This window comes from Pseudomonas sp. PA1(2017) (assembly GCF_001945375.1).
Classification (GTDB): domain Bacteria; phylum Pseudomonadota; class Gammaproteobacteria; order Pseudomonadales; family Pseudomonadaceae; genus Aquipseudomonas.
In genome coordinates this window covers 1,653,614-1,670,068 of sequence record NZ_MSXU01000009.1, presented here as the reverse complement: position 1 = coordinate 1,670,068, position 16,455 = coordinate 1,653,614, and the positions used below count along the sequence as shown (strand labels likewise).

Annotated in this window: 13 protein-coding genes and 1 pseudogene; 11 read left to right on the top strand and 3 right to left on the bottom strand. The window is 61.8% G+C overall.

The window, feature by feature from the left end; all coding sequences use genetic code 11:
* Positions 1 to 104: 104 nt before the first annotated feature.
* Entirely contained in the window at positions 105 to 614 is a 510-nt protein-coding gene (locus BVH01_RS14555) for an outer membrane protein assembly factor BamE (protein ID WP_075930968.1), read from the bottom strand.
* Positions 615 to 710: 96 nt separating this feature from the next.
* Here BVH01_RS14555 and fur point away from each other — a divergent pair, with 96 nt between their 5' ends.
* The gene (fur, locus tag BVH01_RS14550; protein ID WP_075930967.1) at positions 711 to 1,118 is read left to right on the top strand and encodes a ferric iron uptake transcriptional regulator; all 408 of its coding nucleotides are present in this window, start codon (positions 711 to 713) and stop codon (positions 1,116 to 1,118) included.
* 72 nt (positions 1,119 to 1,190) lie between these two features.
* Here the strand turns inward: fur and recN are convergent, their stop codons facing one another.
* A complete protein-coding gene (recN, locus tag BVH01_RS14545; protein WP_075930966.1) occupies positions 1,191 to 2,864 on the bottom strand; it encodes a DNA repair protein RecN in 1,674 nt (557 codons plus the stop codon).
* 173 nt (positions 2,865 to 3,037) lie between these two features.
* On the opposite strand from recN, the pseudogene grpE reads away from it, so the two are divergent.
* The 8 genes and pseudogenes from grpE to BVH01_RS14505 form a co-directional block, all read left to right on the top strand.
* Positions 3,038 to 3,607: pseudogene (grpE, locus tag BVH01_RS14540) on the top strand (nucleotide exchange factor GrpE); the annotation flags it as partial.
* Between the two features lie 99 nt (positions 3,608 to 3,706).
* Entirely contained in the window at positions 3,707 to 5,632 is a 1,926-nt protein-coding gene (gene dnaK / locus BVH01_RS14535; RefSeq protein WP_075930964.1) for a molecular chaperone DnaK, read from the top strand.
* A gap of 123 nt (positions 5,633 to 5,755) precedes the next feature.
* Entirely contained in the window at positions 5,756 to 6,883 is a 1,128-nt protein-coding gene (gene dnaJ / locus BVH01_RS14530; protein ID WP_075930963.1) for a molecular chaperone DnaJ, read from the top strand.
* A 68-nt stretch (positions 6,884 to 6,951) separates the two neighbouring features.
* Positions 6,952 to 7,752 (top strand): 4-hydroxy-tetrahydrodipicolinate reductase, encoded by an 801-nt coding sequence (dapB, locus tag BVH01_RS14525; protein WP_075930962.1) that lies wholly within the window; start codon positions 6,952 to 6,954, stop codon positions 7,750 to 7,752.
* A gap of 237 nt (positions 7,753 to 7,989) precedes the next feature.
* Positions 7,990 to 9,126: a glutamine-hydrolyzing carbamoyl-phosphate synthase small subunit gene (carA, locus tag BVH01_RS14520; protein WP_075930961.1), complete on the top strand. Its 1,137-nt coding sequence runs from the start codon at positions 7,990 to 7,992 to the stop codon at positions 9,124 to 9,126.
* A gap of 36 nt (positions 9,127 to 9,162) precedes the next feature.
* A complete protein-coding gene (carB, locus tag BVH01_RS14515; RefSeq protein WP_075930960.1) occupies positions 9,163 to 12,384 on the top strand; it encodes a carbamoyl-phosphate synthase large subunit in 3,222 nt (1,073 codons plus the stop codon).
* Positions 12,381 to 12,857: a transcription elongation factor GreA gene (gene greA / locus BVH01_RS14510; protein ID WP_075930959.1), complete on the top strand. Its 477-nt coding sequence runs from the start codon at positions 12,381 to 12,383 to the stop codon at positions 12,855 to 12,857. Before carB ends, greA begins: the two co-directional genes overlap by 4 nt.
* Complete coding sequence (locus BVH01_RS14505) at positions 12,835 to 13,290, top strand: DUF4149 domain-containing protein (protein WP_075930958.1); 456 nt, start codon at positions 12,835 to 12,837, stop codon at positions 13,288 to 13,290. The genes greA and BVH01_RS14505 overlap by 23 nt, the downstream gene beginning before the upstream one ends.
* A 9-nt stretch (positions 13,291 to 13,299) precedes the next feature.
* Here BVH01_RS14505 and yhbY read toward each other — a convergent pair whose 3' ends face one another.
* The gene (yhbY, locus tag BVH01_RS14500; RefSeq protein WP_075930957.1) at positions 13,300 to 13,611 is read right to left on the bottom strand and encodes a ribosome assembly RNA-binding protein YhbY; all 312 of its coding nucleotides are present in this window, start codon (positions 13,609 to 13,611) and stop codon (positions 13,300 to 13,302) included.
* A gap of 97 nt (positions 13,612 to 13,708) precedes the next feature.
* On the opposite strand from yhbY, the gene rlmE reads away from it, so the two are divergent.
* Both rlmE and ftsH read left to right on the top strand, forming a co-directional pair.
* Entirely contained in the window at positions 13,709 to 14,341 is a 633-nt protein-coding gene (gene rlmE, locus BVH01_RS14495) for a 23S rRNA (uridine(2552)-2'-O)-methyltransferase RlmE (protein ID WP_075930956.1), read from the top strand.
* Positions 14,342 to 14,528: 187 nt separating this feature from the next.
* Positions 14,529 to 16,445 carry an ATP-dependent zinc metalloprotease FtsH gene (gene ftsH / locus BVH01_RS14490; RefSeq protein WP_168177282.1) on the top strand — a complete coding sequence of 639 codons (1,917 nt, stop codon included), beginning with the start codon at positions 14,529 to 14,531 and terminating at the stop codon, positions 16,443 to 16,445.
* Positions 16,446 to 16,455 lie beyond the last annotated feature (10 nt).

Sequence of the window (16,455 nt, the reverse complement as noted above, 5' to 3'; positions counted from 1 at the left end):
ATCCGATACCAGGAGGCTGGTATCGGATTTTCTAGAAACCCCGACTTGGACTCAAATGCTTAAGTGAACAGCATTACGAATCATCGGGGCTTTTTGCTGTGTGCTTACTGAGGCGAAGTTTCCAGCGGTTCCGGGGTCGGTACCGGTACGGTTTCGACATTGTCGACGTCGCGCTGGATCTGCTCGAGCAGCGAGCCCGGTGCAGCTGGCTCGTCCTGCTGTTGGTTCGGCGCCTGTGCAGGAGCGCCGTCGCGGCCGAGGATCTGATCGTCGCGGCTAGTGCCAGGCATGAAGTCGCCGGACAGGCCTACCAATTGATCGTTACCATCGAAATTGAGCGTCACGCGCTCCTGCTGACGCTGGCTACCGCCGGCCTGCATGCTGTACAGATAGTCCCAGCGATTGGCGTGGAAAGTGTCCGTGATCAGCGGGTTACCCATGATAAACCGTACTTGGCGCCGGGTCATTCCAGGGCGCAACTGGTCTATCATATCCTGCGTGACGACATTGCCCTGTTGGATGTCGATTTTATAAACCCCGGGGAATGAGCAACCGGCGAGTGCGATGAGCCCCATGAAGGTGAGGCTGGTCAGCAGGAGTCTGGTTTTTTGCATCGGTGGGCGTCTTCCACTATCTTGGCTGGGCAACGTAAACCCCGATCATACCCGCAATAAGGGAAGCTGCGAAGCGCTTCCGCGAGAAAGCAGACCATGGTTGAAAATAGCGAACTGCGCAAAGCTGGCCTGAAAGTGACCCTGCCACGGGTCAAAATCCTGCAGATGCTGGACTCTGCCGAGCAGCGTCACATGAGTGCAGAAGATGTCTACAAGTCGCTGATGGATGCGGGCGAAGATGTCGGTCTGGCAACCGTCTACCGGGTTCTGACCCAGTTCGAGGCCGCTGGCCTGGTGGTGCGCCACAACTTCGATGGCGGCCATGCCGTGTTCGAACTGGCCGATGGCGGCCACCACGACCATATGGTGTGCGTGGATACTGGCGACGTGATCGAATTCTTCGATGCCGAGATCGAGAAACGCCAGAAGGAGATCGTTCGTGAGCACGGTTTCGAGCTGGTGGATCACAATCTGGTGCTCTACGTACGTCGCACTGTCAAGTAAGCATATCGGTTGACGAAAAAGGCGACTCAGGTCGCCTTTTTCATGTCTGTCGGAAAAGCTTTTTGCCGCCGATCAGCTCTGGGCGTTGCTGACCAGCTTGCGGGCGTGAGCCAGAGATTCGTCAGTAAGGTCGATGCCGCCCAGCATGCGTGCGACTTCCTCAATGCGCTGGGTTTCACCCAGTTTGCTAACCGCCGTGCGGGTGGCATTGCTGCCGCGTACCTTATGCACGAACAGGTGCTGGTGGCCTTGTGCGGCGACTTGCGGCAGGTGGGTTACGGTCAGTACCTGACCCCGTTCGCCCAACCGGCGTAGCAATTGCCCGACTACCTCGGCGGTCGGGCCGCCGATGCCCACATCCACCTCGTCGAACACCAGCGTCGGCACGCGCGAGGTTTGTGCGGTGATGACCTGAATGGCCAGGCTGATGCGCGACAGCTCGCCGCCCGAGGCGACCTTGGCCAGAGCCTTGATCGGCTGCCCGGGGTTGGCGCTGACCAGAAACTCGACCTGTTCCAGGCCGTTTGCATTTGGCTCGTTGCCATCGATGGGTTGCAGCTGGATGCTGAAGCGCCCGCCCGGCATGCCCAGGGTCTGCATTTCCTTTTCCACGGCCTTGCCCAGCTTGCCGGCGGCTCTCTGCCGCTTGGCACTGAGTTCGGCGGCCTTTTCCTGGTAATGACGACCGTAGGCAGCAAGCTCCTCGCCCAGGCGTTCGGCGGCCTGGTCATCGGCGTTCAGGCCTTCCAGTTCATCGAACAGCTGCTGCTGCATCGCGGGCAGTTCGCTGGGGTGGATGCGGTGTTTGCGAGCCAGGGTGTAGATGGTGTCCAGGCGCTCTTCGAGTTGCTGCTGGCGCTCGGGGTCGGCGTCGAAGTGGTCGAGAAAGCGGTTGAGCTCGCCCACGGCCTCTTCGATCTGGATCTGCGCGCTGGCCAGCAGGTTGGTGGCTTCGTTCAGCGCGCCTGGTTGGCCTTGCAGGCTGCCGAGGCGGTTGAGGCTGGCGGTAAGTACCGACAGCACGTTGCCGGCATCGCTCTCGCTGCATTGGTCGATGACCTGGCGGCAGGCGCCGAGCAGGCTTTCGGCGTTGGTCAGGGCCTTGTGATCCTGCTCCAGTTGCTCCAGCTCATGGTCACCCAGGCCGAGATTGTCCAGTTCTTCGAGCTGGTAGCTGAGCAACTGATGGCGGGCGCGTTGCTCGTCGCCCTGGGAGGTCACGCGCTCGAGCTCGCTGCGGGTCTGTTTCCAGCGTTGCGCGGCCAGTTGTACCTGGCGTGCCAGCTCCTGTACGCCTGCGTATTCGTCGAGCAGGCGCCGGTGGGTGTCGGTCTTGAGTAGTGACTGGTGCTCGTGCTGGCTGTGGATATCGATCAGCAGTTCACCCAGCGCCTTGAGGTCGCCGAGCGGGCAGGGCGTACCGTTGATGTAGCCGCGCGAGCGGCCTTCGGCGGTGATCACCCGGCGCAGGATGCACGGGCCGTCATTGTTCAGGTCGCGCTCGGCGAGCCAGGCGTGGGCTTCGGGAATGTCGACCAGATCGAAGCTGGCCAGGATGTCGGCCTTGTCGGCGCCGGGCCGTACCACGCCGCTGTCGGCGCGATCGCCGAGGGTCAGGCCGAGGGCGTCGAGCATGATCGACTTGCCGGCGCCCGTTTCGCCGCTGATGACGCTCATGCCTCGATCCAGTTCCAGATCCAGGTGTTCGACGATGGCGTAATTATGAACGGACAGGTGCACCAGCATGGCGAGGCCTCTCAGGATTTGTCTGGTTATTTATACAGTGGTTCGCCTCGGGGTGGCAATACGCTGACGACCGGCTGCCGGAAAGTGGTCATGGCCCTTGAAACCCTACAAATCATCCTTATATAGGCGGCAGACGCGCGAGTTGAGGCTCGTCGAATCATTCAGAGGAGAAATGCATGGCTGACGAACAGAACCTGGATCCGCAGACTTCCGAAGCGCAAGCGAACGACGCAGCGCCTAGCGAAGACCTGGCTGCTCGCGTGCAAACGCTGGAAGAGCAACTGGCGGCTGCGCAGGATCAGTCGCTGCGCATGGCTGCCGATCTGCAGAACGTGCGCCGTCGCGCTGAGCAGGATGTCGAGAAGGCGCATAAATTCGCCCTCGAGAAATTTGCCAATGACCTGTTGCCAGTGGTCGACAGCCTCGAGCGTGGTCTCGAGCTGTCGAGTGCCGATGACGATTCGATCAAGGCGGTACGCGAGGGTATGGAGCTAACGCTCAAGCTGCTGCTCGACACCCTCAAGCGTCACCAGCTGGAAGCCATCGACCCACACGGTGCGCCGTTCAATCCGGAGCACCACCAGGCGATGGCCATGCAGGAGAGCACCAACGTCGAGCCTAACAGTGTGCTCAAGGTGTTCCAGAAGGGCTACATGCTCAATGGTCGTCTGTTGCGCCCGGCCATGGTCGTGGTCAGCAAGGCACCGGCCGAAGCGCCGCCATCGATCGATGAGCAGGCTTGAAATCGGCGGGCTCAGCCCCATTTAGTAAGTCAAGCGTATTAGTGCTACCGCAGCGGTCACGACAACGCTGCGGATATATCAAAGTTTCAGGAGAGTGAAATGGGCAAAATCATCGGTATCGACCTGGGGACCACCAACTCCTGCGTCTCCATTCTTGAAAACGGTAACGTCAAGGTCATCGAGAACGCCGAAGGCACGCGCACCACGCCGTCGATCATCGCGTATGCCAACGATGGCGAAATTCTGGTCGGCCAGTCCGCCAAGCGCCAGGCAGTGACCAACCCGCACAACACCCTGTACGCGGTGAAGCGTCTGATCGGCCGTCGTTTCGACGAAGAAGTCGTGCAGAAAGACATTCAGATGGTGCCGTACAAGATCTCCAAGGCCGACAACGGCGACGCATGGGTCGAAGTGAACGGCCAGAAGATGGCGCCGCCGCAAATCTCGGCTGAAATCCTCAAGAAGATGAAGAAGACCGCCGAAGACTACCTCGGCGAGTCCGTCACCGAAGCGGTGATCACCGTTCCGGCCTACTTCAACGACAGCCAGCGCCAGGCTACCAAGGACGCTGGTCGCATCGCCGGCCTGGACGTCAAGCGCATCATCAACGAGCCGACCGCGGCTGCGCTGGCCTACGGCATGGACAAGGCCAAGGGCGACCACACCGTGATCGTCTATGACCTGGGTGGCGGTACCTTCGACGTGTCGGTGATCGAGATCGCCGAAGTCGACGGCGAGCACCAGTTCGAAGTGTTGGCCACCAATGGCGACACCTTCCTTGGTGGTGAGGACTTCGACATTCGTCTGATCGACTACCTCGTCGACGAATTCAAGAAAGAAACCGGCATGAACCTCAAGGGCGACCCGCTGGCCATGCAGCGCCTGAAGGAAGCTGCAGAGAAGGCCAAGATCGAGCTGTCCTCGAGCCAGCAGACCGACGTCAACCTGCCGTACATCACTGCAGACGCGACCGGGCCGAAGCACCTGAACGTGAAGATCTCCCGCTCCAAGCTGGAGTCGCTGGTCGAGGACCTGGTGCAGCGCACCATCGAGCCTTGCCGCATCGCGCTGAAGGACGCCGGTATCGACGTCGGCTCCATCAACGACGTGATTCTGGTCGGTGGCCAGACCCGCATGCCGCTGGTGCAGAAGACCGTTGCCGACTTCTTCGGCAAGGACGCCCGCAAGGACGTCAACCCGGACGAAGCCGTGGCCATGGGTGCTGCCATTCAGGGCGCGGTACTGGCTGGTGACGTGAAGGACGTGCTGCTGCTCGACGTGTCCCCGTTGACCCTGGGTATCGAAACCATGGGTGGCGTGATGACGCCGCTGATCGAGAAGAACACCACCATTCCGACCAAGAAGTCGCAGGTGTTCTCCACGGCTGACGACAACCAGAGCGCCGTGACCATTCACGTGCTGCAGGGCGAGCGCAAGCAGGCCGGCCAGAACAAGTCCCTGGGCAAGTTCGACCTGGCCGAGATTCCGCCGGCTCCCCGTGGCGTGCCGCAGATCGAAGTGACCTTCGACATCGACGCCAACGGCATCCTGCACGTTGGCGCGAAAGACAAGGCCACCGGCAAGACTCAGTCGATCGTGATCAAGGCCAACTCCGGTCTGTCCGATGACGAGATCGAGCGTATGGTGCGCGACGCCGAGGCCAATGCCGAGGAAGACCGCAAGTTCGAAGAGCTGGCTGGCGCACGCAACCAGGGTGACCAACTGGTGCACGCGACCCGCAAGATGCTCACCGAAGCCGGCGACAAGGCCACTGCGGAAGAGAAAGCGGCCATCGAAACCGCTCTGGGCGAGCTGGAAGTTGCCGTGAAGGGCGACGACAAGGCGGCCATCGAAGCGAAGATGAACGCACTGTCCGAAGCCACCACTCCGCTGGCGCAGAAGATGTACGCCGAGCAGCCGCAGCCAGGTGCTGCCGGCGCCGGTGCGGCGGATGCTGGCGAAACCAAGGGCTCTGCCGACGACGTCGTCGACGCCGAGTTCGAGGAAGTCAAGGACAACAAGTAAGCCCCGGCTTGCCTGTGTTTACGCCCTGCCGCACCGCGGTGTGACAGGGCGATCCGCCGCGCGGGGGCTTGCTCCCGCGTTGGCGTGTCTGGACGGTAAGAATTTTGAGAGTGCTAGAAACCCATGTCTAAACGTGACTACTACGAAGTGCTCGGGGTCGAGCGCGGTGCCAGTGAGGCGGAGCTGAAGAAGGCTTACCGTCGCCTGGCGATGAAGCATCACCCCGATCGCAATCCCGGCGATAAAGCGGCCGAAGATGCCTTCAAGGAAGCCAACGAGGCCTACGAAGTGCTGTCCGATGCCGGCAAGCGCAGCGCCTACGATCAGTACGGTCATGCAGGCGTCGACCCGCAAATGGGCGGCGGTGGCGGCTTTGGTGGTGGCGGCGCGAATTTCTCCGACATCTTCGGCGATGTGTTCAGTGACTTCTTCGGCGGTCAGCGTGGTGGCCAGCGCGGCGGTGCTCAGCGCGGTAGTGACTTGCGCTACACCCTGGAGCTGGATCTTGAAGAGGCGGTACGTGGCACCACGGTGACCATTCGCGTGCCGACCCTGGTCAACTGCAAGACCTGCGATGGCTCGGGTGCCAAGAAGGGCACAAGCCCGGTGACCTGTACCACTTGCGGCGGTATCGGCCAGGTGCGCATGCAGCAGGGCTTCTTCTCGGTGCAGCAGACCTGCCCGCGCTGCCACGGCAGCGGCAAGATGATCACCGATCCCTGCGGCTCCTGCCATGGCCATGGTCGTGTCGAAGAACACAAGACCCTGTCGGTCAAGGTACCGGCCGGTGTCGATACCGGCGACCGCATCCGTCTGTCCGGTGAGGGCGAGGCGGGAACCCTGGGCGGCCCGGCGGGTGATCTGTACGTGGTGGTCAACGTGCGCGAGCACGCGATCTTCCAGCGTGACGGCAAGCACCTGTATTGCGAGGTGCCGATCAGCTTCGTCGATGCGGCTCTGGGCGGCGAGCTGGAAGTGCCGACCCTCGATGGTCGGGTCAAACTGAAGATTCCGGAAGGCACCCAGACCGGCAAGTTGTTCCGTCTGCGCGGCAAGGGCGTCGCCCCGGTGCGTGGCGGCGGTGCGGGCGATCTGATGTGCAAGGTGGCGGTGGAAACGCCGGTCAATCTCGACCGTCGCCAGCGCGAGCTGCTCGAAGAGTTTCGTCAGTCCCTGGTGGGCAACAGCTCCAATTCGCCCAAGGCCAATGGCTGGTTCGAAGGCGTGAAGCGCTTCTTCGGCGACCTTTAATGCGGTAATGCACGGCGAGCAACTGGCGGTGGCCGGCTGCTCGCCGTTTGTACTTTGGAGTTATGCATATGCGTATTGCAGTCACGGGCGCCGCCGGGCGCATGGGCAAGAACCTGATCGAGGCCGTGCATCAGGCCGATGGCGTTGTGCTCGGCGCCGCTGTGGCGCGTCCGACCAGCACGCTGCTCGGCGCCGATGCCGGTGAGCTGACGGGCGTCGGCAAGCTGGGCGTGGCTTTGTCCGGCAGCCTGGAAAGCGTGCTCGACGAGTTCGATGTGCTGATCGACTTCACCCATCCCTCGGTGACCCTCGAGAACCTGGAGGTCTGCCGCCGCGCCGGCAAGGCGATGGTCATCGGCACCACCGGTTTCAGTGCCGCGGAAAAGCAGTTGCTGGTCGATGCCGGCATACAGATTCCGATCGTCTTCGCTGCCAATTTCAGTGTGGGCGTGAACCTGTGCCTGAAGTTGCTCGATACCGCCGCCCGCGTCCTGGGCGACGATGTGGATATCGAAGTACTCGAGGCTCATCACCGTCACAAGGTCGACGCGCCATCGGGAACCGCGCTGCGCATGGGCGAGGTGGTGGCCAATGCGCTGGGGCGTGACCTGGAAAAGGTCGCGGTCTATGGGCGTGAAGGGCAGACCGGCGCACGCCAACGCGAGACCATCGGTTTCGCCACGGTGCGCGCCGGTGATGTGGTCGGTGATCACACCGTACTGTTCGCCGCTGACGGCGAGCGCGTGGAAATCACCCACAAGGCGTCCAGCCGCATGACCTTCGCCAAGGGCGCAGTGCGTGCGGCCTCCTGGCTGCAGCAGCGCTCGCCAGCGCTTTACGACATGCAGGACGTGCTGGGGCTGAAGTGACCGAAATCGAGGGTGCCAATGGCGCCCTCGCTGGTTATCAGGGGCGGCCGCGGATCGGATTTCAGGTTTTTGGCCTTGAACGCCTTTCGAAAAAGGCACTTTTCCTGTAAGCTTTCCGCTTTAGTGTGTCCACTAAAAGTTGCGCAGAATGAATCAATCAAAAAAGCGGGATGACCTTCACACGTCATCCCGCTTTTTTACAATCTGCGTTTGCTCCACGATCTACGGGAGGTCTTCTTGAGTAAGCCAGCCATACTCGCCCTTGCTGACGGCAGCATTTTTCGCGGCGAGGCCATCGGGGCCGACGGCCAAACTGTCGGGGAGGTAGTGTTCAACACCGCCATGACCGGCTATCAGGAAATTCTTACCGATCCGTCTTATGCCCAGCAGATCGTTACCCTGACCTATCCACACATCGGCAATACCGGCACCACGCCGGAAGACGCCGAGTCCGATCGCGTCTGGGCTGCTGGCCTGATCATTCGCGATCTGCCGCTGATCGCCAGCAACTGGCGTAACAAGCAGTCGCTGCCTGATTACCTCAAGGAAAACGGCACCGTCGCCATCGCCGGTATCGATACCCGCCGCCTGACCCGCATCCTGCGTGAAAAAGGCTCCCAGAACGGCTGCATCCTGGTTGGTGCCGACGCCACCGAGGAAAAGGCCCTGGAGCTGGCGCGTGGCTTCCCGGGCCTGAAAGGCATGGACCTGGCCAAGGAAGTCAGCTGCACCGAGCGCTACGAGTGGCGCTCCAGTGTGTGGAACCTGAAAGACGACAGCCATCCCGAGATCGCTGCCAGCGAGCTGCCGTACCACGTGGTTGCCTACGACTACGGCGTCAAGCTGAACATCCTGCGCATGCTGGTCGAGCGCGGTTGCCGCCTGACCGTGGTGCCGGCGCAGACGCCGGCCTGCGAAGTGCTGTCGCTCAATCCCGACGGCGTGTTCCTGTCCAACGGTCCTGGCGACCCCGAGCCATGTGACTACGCCATTCAGGCGATCAAGGACGTTCTGGAAACCGATATCCCGGTATTCGGCATCTGCCTTGGCCACCAGCTGCTGGCCCTGGCCTCCGGCGCCAAGACCCTGAAAATGGGCCACGGCCACCACGGTGCCAACCACCCGGTACAGGATCTCGACACCGGCGTGGTGATGATCACCAGCCAGAACCACGGTTTCGCCGTGGACGAGAACAGCCTGCCGAGCAATCTGCGTCCGATCCACAAGTCGCTGTTCGACGGCACCCTGCAGGGCATCGAGCGTACCGACAAGGACGCCTTCAGCTTCCAGGGTCACCCCGAAGCCAGCCCGGGCCCGAACGATGTCGCCCCGCTGTTCGACCGCTTCATCGAAGCCATGGCCAAGCGCCGCTAAGCCTCGCCGACTGACCCAAGGATTCGAGTAACCGCTATGCCAAAACGTACAGACATCAAAAGTATCCTGATCCTCGGCGCCGGCCCCATCGTCATCGGCCAGGCGTGCGAGTTCGACTATTCCGGCGCCCAGGCCTGCAAGGCCCTGCGCGAGGAAGGCTTCCGCGTCATCCTGGTGAACTCCAACCCGGCCACCATCATGACCGACCCGGCCATGGCCGACGCCACCTACATCGAGCCGATCAAATGGGCCACCGTGGCCAAGATCATCGAGAAGGAGCGCCCCGACGCCCTGCTGCCGACCATGGGCGGCCAGACCGCGCTGAACTGTGCGCTGGATCTGGAGCGTCACGGTGTGCTGGAGAAGTTCGGCGTCGAGATGATCGGTGCCAACGCCGACACCATCGACAAGGCCGAAGACCGCTCGCGCTTCGACAGGGCGATGAAGGACATCGGCCTGGCTTGCCCGGTATCGGGTATCGCCCACAGCATGGAAGAGGCCTACGGCGTGCTCGAGAAGGTCGGCTTCCCGTGCATCATCCGTCCGAGCTTCACCATGGGCGGCACCGGCGGCGGCATCGCCTACAACCGCGAAGAGTTCGAGGAAATCTGTACCCGTGGTCTGGACCTGTCGCCGACCAACGAGCTGCTGATCGACGAGTCGCTGATCGGTTGGAAGGAATACGAGATGGAGGTGGTCCGCGACAAGAAGGACAACTGCATCATCGTCTGTTCCATCGAGAACTTCGACCCGATGGGCGTGCACACCGGTGACTCGATCACCGTGGCACCGGCCCAGACCCTGACGGACAAGGAATACCAGATCCTGCGTAACGCCTCCCTGGCGGTGCTGCGCGAGATCGGCGTGGAAACCGGCGGCTCCAACGTGCAGTTCGGCATCTGCCCGAACACTGGTCGCATGGTCGTCATCGAGATGAACCCGCGCGTATCGCGCTCCTCGGCACTGGCTTCCAAAGCCACTGGCTTCCCGATCGCCAAGATCGCCGCCAAGCTGGCCGTGGGTTACACCCTCGACGAACTGCAGAACGACATCACCGGCGGTCGTACCCCGGCGTCGTTCGAGCCGGCCATCGATTACGTGGTCACCAAGATCCCGCGTTTCGCTTTCGAGAAATTCCCCAACGCCGACGCCCGCCTGACCACTCAGATGAAGTCCGTCGGTGAAGTAATGGCCATCGGCCGGACCTTCCAGGAATCCCTGCACAAGGCGCTGCGCGGTCTGGAAGTTGGCGTTGCCGGCTTCGATCCGAAGCTCGATCCGGCTGACCCGGAAGCCGAAAGCACCCTCAAGCGCGAGCTGATCGTGCCGGGCGCCGACCGTATCTGGTACGTGGGCGACGCCTTCCGTGCCGGCAAGACCGTCGAGGAAGTGTTCGAGCTGACCCGCATCGATGAATGGTTCCTGGTGCAGATCGAAGACCTGATCAAGGACGAGCAGCGCATCCAGACCCTGGGCCTGTCGAGCATCGACCGCGACCTGATGTTCAGCCTCAAACGCAAGGGTTTCTCCGATGCGCGCCTGGCCGCGCTGCTCGGCGTCACCGAGAAGAACCTGCGCAGCCATCGTCACAAGCTCAAGGTGCTGCCGGTCTACAAGCGCGTCGACACCTGCGCCGCCGAGTTCGCCACCGACACCGCCTACATGTACTCGACCTACGAGGAAGAGTGCGAGGCCAATCCGAGCAGCCGTGACAAGATCATGATCCTCGGTGGCGGCCCGAACCGCATCGGCCAGGGCATCGAGTTCGACTATTGCTGCGTACACGCCGCGCTGGCCATGCGTGAAGACGGTTACGAGACCATCATGGTCAACTGCAACCCGGAAACCGTCTCCACCGACTACGACACCTCCGATCGCCTGTACTTCGAACCGGTGACCCTGGAGGACGTGCTGGAAATCGTCCGCGTCGAGCAGCCCAAGGGCGTGATCGTCCAGTACGGCGGCCAGACCCCGCTGAAGCTGTGCCGCGCCCTGGAAGAGGCGGGCGTGCCGATCATCGGCACCAGCCCGGACGCCATCGACCGCGCCGAAGACCGCGAGCGTTTCCAGCAGATGGTGCAGCGCCTCGGCCTGCGTCAGCCGGCCAACGCCACCGCGCGCAGTGAAGAAGAAGCGCTGACCCTGTCCAAGAACATCGGCTACCCGATGGTGGTGCGTCCGTCCTACGTGCTGGGCGGCCGGGCGATGGAAATCGTCTACCAGGAAGAAGAGCTCAAGCGTTACATGCGCGAAGCGGTAAAGGTTTCCAACGACAGCCCGGTGCTGCTCGACCGCTTCCTAAATTGCGCCATCGAGGTGGATGTGGACGCAGTCAGCGACGGCGAAGTCGTGGTGATTGGTGCGATCATGCAGCACATCGAGCAGGCCGGCGTTCACTCCGGTGACTCGGCGTGCTCGCTGCCACCATACTCGCTGCCGGCGCACATCCAGGACGAGATTCGCGACCAGGTCAAGAAGATGGCCCTGGAACTGGGCGTCATCGGCCTGATGAACGTGCAGATGGCCGTGCAGGGCGAGGACATCTACGTGATCGAGGTCAACCCGCGTGCCTCGCGTACCGTGCCGTTCGTGTCCAAGTGCATCGGCGAGTCGCTGGCCAAGGTCGCTGCCCGCGTGATGGCTGGCAAGACCCTGAGCGAACTGGGTTTCACCCAGGAAATCATCCCGCCGTTCTTCAGCGTCAAGGAAGCGGTATTCCCGTTCAACAAGTTCCCGGGTGTCGACCCGATCCTCGGCCCGGAAATGAAATCCACCGGTGAGGTGATGGGCGTCGGTGACAGCTTCGGCGAAGCCTTCGCCAAGGCGCAGATGGGGGCTAGCGAGATTCTGCCGAACGCAGGCGTCGCGTTCATCAGCGTTCGCGAAGACGACAAACCGGAGGCCATTCAGGTCGCTCGCGACCTGGTCGCCCTGGGCTTCGAAGTGGTCGCCACTGCCGGAACCGCCAAGGTGATCGAGGCTGCCGGCCTGCCGGTTCGTCGCGTCAACAAGGTGACCGAAGGTCGTCCGCACGTGGTCGACATGATCAAGAACGATGAAGTCACTCTGATCATCAACACCACCGAAGGCCGTCAGTCCATCGCTGACTCCTACTCCATTCGTCGTAACGCTCTGCAGCACAAGATCTACTGCACCACCACCATCGCGGCGGGTCAGGCGGTCTGTGAGGCGCTCAAGTTCGGTCCCGAGAAGACCGTGCGCCGTCTGCAGGATCTGCACGCAGGAATCAAGGCATGAACAAGTACCCCATGACCATCCAGGGCGCTCGCGCCCTGGAAGAAGAGCTGGCGCACCTGACCAAGGTGCGTCGCCCAGCGCTCAGCCAGGCGATCGCCGAGGCCCGTGAGCTGGGTGACCTCAAGGAAAACGCCGAATACCATGCCGCCCGCGAGGAGCAGGGCATGGTCGAGGCGCGCGTGCGTGACATCGAAGGCCGCCTGCAGAATGCGGTGATCATCGACGTCACCACCATCGCTCACACCGGCAAGGTGATCTTCGGCACCACCGTGGAAATCGCCAACGTCGAGACCGACGAAAGCGTGACCTACCAGATCGTTGGCGAAGACGAAGCCGACATCAAGCAGGGCAAGCTTTCCGTAGGTTCGCCCATCGCTCGTGCCCTGGTGGGCAAGAGCGAAGGTGACGTGGTTGGCGTCAACACGCCCAGTGGTCTGGTCGAGTACGAGATTGTCGAAGTTCGCCACGTCTGATCGCACGGCTGCGCGTGACAGCGCAGCCAACGCCTGGGTGCTGCTGCAAACCCTTTGGGTCGGTGGCATCTGGACATTGCATTTTCTGGTGCTGCCGGGGCTGGCCAGTGTCGGCCTGGCGTCTTTGCTGATCGAGGAAGTGGCGCGCACCCTGGTGCCGCAGATGATCGGTGTTACGCTGGTGGCGGCACTGCTGCAGCTTGTGCTGTTGGTCAGACGGTGTGGATTGTCGGCACCATGGCGAGTGCGTAGCGGGCAGTTGCTGCTCGCGGTACTGGCCGTCTCGCTGGCCTTTCTGGTTTCGCTGATGCTCTGGCCGCAAGCCCTGCGTTGGCAGCTGTTCAGCTACCTGCTGCTGGCGTTCTTCGGTGTATTGCTGGTGTTGCAGCCCGTGCCGCGCAAGGCCGTGGCAGCCGACCCGCAGGTCGGCTGAGCACCTGAATCAGCCCTGATAGCGGCTGATGTTGGACAGGTTGCGATTGGCCTTGGGGTTCTTGCGGTACAGCAGTGCCATCTTGCCGATGATCTGCGCCAGTTCGGCCTTGCTGGCCTTGCACAGTTCATCGATCACCGCCAGGCGGTCGTCGCGCTCGGTGACACGAACCTGAATCTTGATCAGCTCATGGTCGTTCAGCGCGCGCTCGAGCTCGGCCAGTACGCCTTCGGTAACACCGTTGTCGGCGACGATCAATACCGGTTTCAGGTGGTGGCCGATAGATTTGAACTGTTTCTTCTGCTCTTGAGTGAGCGGCATAATCTGAACCCTGCGTATTAATCTGGGAAAGCGGGCTATTTTAACCGAGCCGCCCGAGGCCCGCCCAGTTATTCATTCTGTTCTCTCGAGGTGTTGTGTGGCCCGTTCCAAGACCAGCCAGCGTTGGCTGAAAGAGCATTTCGACGATCCGTACGTCAAAATGGCGCAAAAGGACGGCTACCGTTCACGTGCCAGTTACAAGCTGCTGGAGGTGCAGGAGAAGGATCGCATCCTGCGCCCCGGCATGACTGTGGTCGACCTCGGCGCTGCGCCGGGCGGCTGGTCCCAGGTCACCAGCCGGGTGATCGGCGACAAGGGGCGGTTGATCGCTTCCGACATTCTGGAGATGGACAGCATCCCGGACGTCACCTTCATTCAGGGCGATTTCACCGACGACGCCGTGTTCGCCCGGATTCTCGAGGCCATCGACAATAATCCCGTCGACCTTGTGATTTCCGATATGGCCCCCAATATGAGTGGGGTGAGGGCCGCCGATCAGCCGCGTGCCATGTATTTGTGCGAGCTGGCGCTGGATCTGGCTGGCCGGGTGCTCAAGCCCGGCGGCGATTTCCTGATCAAGATCTTCCAGGGCGAGGGTTTCGACGAGTATCACAAGGAGGTGCGCCGTCAGTTCGACAAGGTGCAGATGCGCAAACCCCTGTCGTCCCGTGACCGCTCCCGCGAGCAGTATTTGCTGGCCCGAGGTTTCAAGGGCCTGAGTGCCGAGTAAAACCAATGGCGTGGTTGTCAGTCCAAGCCAAGACGCGCATCGTAATGGGCAGATGTCTCATAAAGGGTTACAGACGGTGTCAGCCACGAGCGGGCGTTTGTAGTAAGTTAGATCGGTTTATAACTGGTCGTCATGCGAAGCACGCTTCGGCAAGGGGCCTGCTTCAGAGGGTAGCTAATTGAACGACATGGCAAAGAATCTGATCCTGTGGCTGATCATCGCCGCCGTCCTCGTCACGGTGATGAACAACTTCTCGAGCCCCAGTGAGACCAACAAGCTCAACTACTCGGAATTCATCGGGCAGGTACAGAGCGGCGGGGTCAAGCGCGTCACCGTCGATGGCTACATCATCAGCGGCATGCGTTCCGACGGCTCCTCGTTCGAAACCGTGCGCCCGGCGATCCAGGACAACGGTCTGATCAAGGACCTGATGGACAACAACGTAGAGATCGTCGGCAAGCAGCCTGAGCAGCAGAGCATCTGGACCCAGCTGTTGGTCGCCAGCTTCCCGATTCTGGTGATCATCGCCGTGTTCATGTTCTTCATGCGCCAGATGCAGGGCGGGGCGGGCGGCAAGGGCGGCCCCATGAGCTTCGGCAAGTCCAAGGCGCGCCTGCTATCCGAAGACCAGGTCAAGACAACCTTCGCTGACGTCGCTGGTTGCGACGAGGCCAAGGAAGAAGTCAGTGAGCTGGTCGAATTCCTGCGTGATCCGGGCAAGTTCCAGCGACTGGGCGGCCGCATTCCGCGTGGCGTGCTGATGGTCGGCTCACCAGGTACCGGTAAGACGCTGCTGGCCAAGGCCGTTGCCGGCGAAGCCAAGGTGCCGTTCTTCACCATTTCCGGTTCCGACTTCGTCGAGATGTTCGTCGGTGTCGGCGCCTCCCGCGTGCGCGACATGTTCGAGCAGGCCAAGAAGCACGCCCCGTGCATCATCTTCATCGACGAGATCGACGCCGTTGGTCGCCACCGTGGCGCCGGTATGGGTGGCGGTCACGACGAGCGCGAGCAGACCCTCAACCAGTTGCTGGTGGAGATGGACGGCTTCGAAATGAACGATGGCATCATCGTCATCGCCGCCACCAACCGCCCGGACGTGCTCGATCAGGCGTTGCTGCGTCCGGGCCGTTTCGACCGTCAGGTGGTCGTCGGCCTGCCGGATATCCGTGGGCGCGAGCAAATCCTCAACGTGCACATGCGCAAGATTCCGATGGGTGAAGACGTCAAGGCCTCGGTCATCGCCCGTGGTACGCCTGGCTTCTCCGGTGCTGACCTGGCCAACCTGGTCAACGAGGCATCGCTGTTCGCCGCGCGCGCCGGCAAGCGCCTTGTGGAAATGAAGGAATTCGAGCTGGCCAAAGACAAGATCATGATGGGTGCCGAGCGCAAGACCATGGTCATGTCCGACAAGGAGAAACTCAACACCGCCTATCACGAGGCAGGCCACGCCATCGTCGGTCGCCTGGTGCCAGAGCACGACCCGGTCTACAAGGTCACCATCATTCCCCGCGGCCGTGCCCTGGGTGTGACCATGTTCCTGCCCGAGGAAGATCGCTACAGCCTCAGCAAACGTGCGCTGACCAGCCAGATCTGCTCGCTGTACGGCGGTCGCATCGCCGAAGAGATGACTCTGGGGTTCGACGGTGTCACCACCGGTGCATCCAATGACATCATGCGTGCCAGCCAGATCGCCCGGAACATGGTCACCAAATGGGGCCTTTCCGAGAAGCTTGGCCCGCTGCTCTATGCGGAAGACGACGATCAGCCGTTCCTGCGTGGCGGTGGCGGTTCTTCCGGTGCCAGCGTGTCGGGTGAAACCGCCAAGATGATCGACTCCGAAGTGCGCGCGATCATCGACGGTTGCTACAACACGGCCAAGCAGATCCTGACCGACAACCGTGACAAGCTCGATGCCATGGCCGAAGCGCTGATGAAATTCGAGACCATCGATATCGATCAGATCGACGACATCATGAGCGGCCGTACGGTTCGTGAGCCAAAGGACTGGACCGGTGGCGGCAACGATGCGGGCAAGCCATCCGCCAAGCCTGACGAGGCGGATCGTCCTGAGAAACCCATCGGCGGGCCTGCTGCCGAGGTATAAAAGTCGTCCC